Annotated in this window: 4 protein-coding genes; all 4 read right to left on the bottom strand. The window is 41.0% G+C overall.

Annotation, left to right across the window (positions count from 1 at the left end):
• The coding region (locus Q7P05_RS06280; protein ID WP_303931144.1) for an ATP-binding cassette domain-containing protein at positions 1-295 on the bottom strand (295 nt) is incomplete at its 3' end.
• 111 nt (positions 296-406) lie between these two features.
• Positions 407-1,546, bottom strand: a complete 1,140-nt coding sequence (locus Q7P05_RS06275) for an amidohydrolase (protein ID WP_303931141.1) — start codon at positions 1,544-1,546, stop codon at positions 407-409.
• A gap of 63 nt (positions 1,547-1,609) precedes the next feature.
• Entirely contained in the window at positions 1,610-2,548 is a 939-nt protein-coding gene (locus Q7P05_RS06270) for an LD-carboxypeptidase (protein ID WP_303931139.1), read from the bottom strand.
• Between the two features lie 56 nt (positions 2,549-2,604).
• Positions 2,605-3,255 (bottom strand): ABC transporter substrate-binding protein (locus Q7P05_RS06265; protein WP_303931138.1); only part of this gene is annotated, 651 nt, incomplete at its 5' end.

The raw sequence follows: 3,255 nt of genomic DNA, 5'->3' as shown, positions 1-3,255 counted from the left end.
GTTCCATTACAAACAATTCATCAAAAGCTCGTTGCAATACATCGCGAATGGTCATGCCCTTTTCGAGGACCGCATGTTGATCCAAATAACCTACAGTTACTTGGTTGGACCATTCAATTTTACCTTCATCAGGAGGTATTTTACCTGTAATGATATTTAGAAATGTAGACTTACCTTCACCATTAGCACCAATGAGGCCTACATGTTCGCCTTTCAACAAGCGGAATGATGCATCATCTAAAATTTGTCGCGCTCCAAAACCATGAGTTACATTTGAAACGGTTAAAACACTCATATCTATCTCCACCGGAATAAAAGCCGTCTTGTTGAAGACGGCTTGTTTCATACTTACTTAAATATTATATCTATTGTACCTTTTTGACCTCTATATGTCAAAAATTGAACATCACTTACCCACGGCATAACGCAAGGCTACCACAGCCATAATCTTAGCACCCTTAATCGCTTGCTCCAATCCATAGTCGGAACCTGCTGCACAAGTGAACTCTGGTGTATGAGCCTCTAAACCTAACCCAATCTGTAAAGTAGGCTGTGCTGTTGGTACTTCATAAGATACATTTCCTACATCTGTACTACCATCAGCCTCATCATCAGGCAATATACGAGGCGTTTCACAAAACTCAGTCATCACATCTTTAAAGAGATCTAATAGCTGTTTATCTTGACGCATATCCTTAAAGAGAGGCTCATAATGATGCATCTCAACACGGGCGCCATAAGATGCTCCGATCTCTTTAGCAGCCGCTTTGATAGCCGGCAAAATAATACCTTCTAAATCGTCCACCGTACTACCGCGAACAGTCATGCGAATCGTAGCCTTAGGAGTTACTACATTTGGCGCTGTACCAGCTTCGGTAAAGATAGCCCCCACAACAGCCCCTTTAGGAAATGTTTTCTTTAACTCTTTTATTTTTTGATATAAATCTACAGCACAGTCTAAGGCATTAATACCAGAGTCAGTTAATGATGCTATATGACAAGACCGTCCATGGAAGGTAATCTCTAGTGGATGCGTCGCTAATGATGTGCCCCCCACCTCATTTTCACCGCCTGGGTGAATGATGAGCGCCGCCTCATAACCCTTAAATAAACCAGCCTCTGCCATGTATACTTTACCACCAATAGTTTCCTCCGCAGGACAACCAAAGAAGGTCGTTCCCCACGCTTCAGGTGCACTTTGACTGAAGGCAATAGCCGCCCCTAAACTCATCATAGCAATGAGATTATGTCCGCAACCATGACCGAGTTCTGGTAGTGCATCATATTCACCTAAAAAGGCTATTTTATGCTGTGCAGTACCGTTATAGTCACCCCGTAACGCCGTTTGTAACTCCGTAAGATCAGTTAGCCCCACTTGAGATGTAAAATTATGTGTTTCTAAGAATTGGTTAATTACCTTAACTGCTTTATGCTCGTTTAATCCCAATTCTGGGTTATCGTGTAAATATAAGGAGATATCGCGCAATTCCTCTGTCATACTATCTATGATGGCACAGGCACGAGCCTCTCGTTCTTGTAATGTCATAACTTCCCTTTTTAATTTCTAATTTATACTGTTTATTATGTATTCTATCTAAGAAGATTGTGTCTATTTCGTATAGGGATGAACAATGATGGTATTTGAAATATACCTAAAGTTAATCGTCGCTCCTAGTGGTAATGTTTGATGCGGCGTCCCATGACCTGTTGGCACATAACATACAAAAGGCTCTGGCAATTCAGGATCTCTATTTTCCTCCATGTAGCGTAACGCTTCATAGCCTAAATCGTAATCACGTTCATCATCGTCACCTTCACAATCTATAAAAGTACCAATCACTAAACCTTTTATGCGACTCAATAAACCACTAAGGCGAAATTGTTGCAACATACGATCTAGCTTATAAGGGGCCTCTCCTACATCTTCAATGAATAGTAAGGTATCCTCCCAAGATTCGTCCTCTAAAAAATACGGTGTTCCCGACAACATAGATAACATCGTCATATTGCCGCCCCGTAAAATACCTTCTCCTAGCTCAGTACCAATAGCACCACGAGGCGGTTCAGGTAAGGGTTCTATGACTTGTAATTTACCTTCTAAAGTATTAAATAAAGCATCAATATCTGCTTTGCGTTCAGGCTTAAAATCTACGCCCATCGGCCCGTGATAGGTAATGAGTCGGCTATATCGATTGATCGCCATGTGAAGTGCTGTACAATCACTATACCCAATAAAAGCCTTTCGATGCTCACGAATTTCTTTATAATCTAATAAATCTACATAACGCATTGTACCGTAACCACCGCGCAAAGCAAGTACCGCATCACAAGGGGCTGTAGTCATCATATATTGAAACTCTTGGGCTTGCTCCTCTGGTGTACCTCCATACAAACCTTTCCGATGTGCACTTTCACCAAAGAGTACTTTATAGCCCCTTAGGTTACAAATTTCTTCTATTCTATGTAAATCTTCATCGCTTGCACTAGCAGGAGCCATAATTCCTATGGTCATGCCCGGTGCTAAGCGCTTTGGTTCAATCCAGTTCATATGTCCTCATAAAATACAACAAAAGACGTACACATAGTGTACGTCTTAAGTGTATCTTATTTGTATGCTTTTTTAAAGTCAACAAGGCCTAATGTAGTCCAGAAATAATTTTGAATACTTCCATTTGTTACATATGGTTGTGTTGTGAAATACAATGGCATTACAAGAGATTCATCAAAAATCATCTGTTCTGCTTTATGCATCAACGCATCCCGTTCAGCCCCATTTGGTGTCGTACGAATACGAGCGATTAACTCGTTATAATCATCACTATGGTACTGACTATCATTGTCTTCAGCAGAGAATACTTCTAAGAAGTTTTGTGGATCACTGTAATCCGCAACCCAAGAAGCACGAGCTACTTGGTATTTGCCAGCTTCTCGGTCGGCTAAGAATACCTTTGTCTCTTGATTTTGTAAGCGCACATCTGCACCAAATGCATTTACCCATGCATCCTGTACAGCTTCAGCAATCGCTTTATGTAATTCGCTTGTGTTATACAAAATCGTAATTGGAGGCAATGGATGATTCTTATCATAGCCAGCTTGTTTCAAGATTTCTTTCGCTTGCTCTACATCTTCGTAAACGAGATAGCTACCAGCTTCACGGAAGTCTTCACGACCGTTGCTTTCAAGCATACCGTATGGAACAAATGCATAAGCTGCCTCTTTACCGCCACGAACAATATTGTTAACGATATTAGCACG

It is taken from the genome of Veillonella dispar (genome assembly GCF_937975875.1).
GTDB classification, from domain to species: Bacteria; Bacillota; Negativicutes; order Veillonellales; family Veillonellaceae; genus Veillonella; species Veillonella dispar_B.
This window is presented reverse-complemented; position numbering and strand designations above follow the sequence as displayed.

Coding starts and splice junctions, on each gene's coding strand:
- Q7P05_RS06275 (WP_303931141.1), bottom strand. CDS start 1,546: ATGACATTACAAGAACGAGAGGCTCGTGCCTGTGCCATCATAGATAGT.
- Q7P05_RS06270 (WP_303931139.1), bottom strand. CDS start 2,548: ATGAACTGGATTGAACCAAAGCGCTTAGCACCGGGCATGACCATAGGA.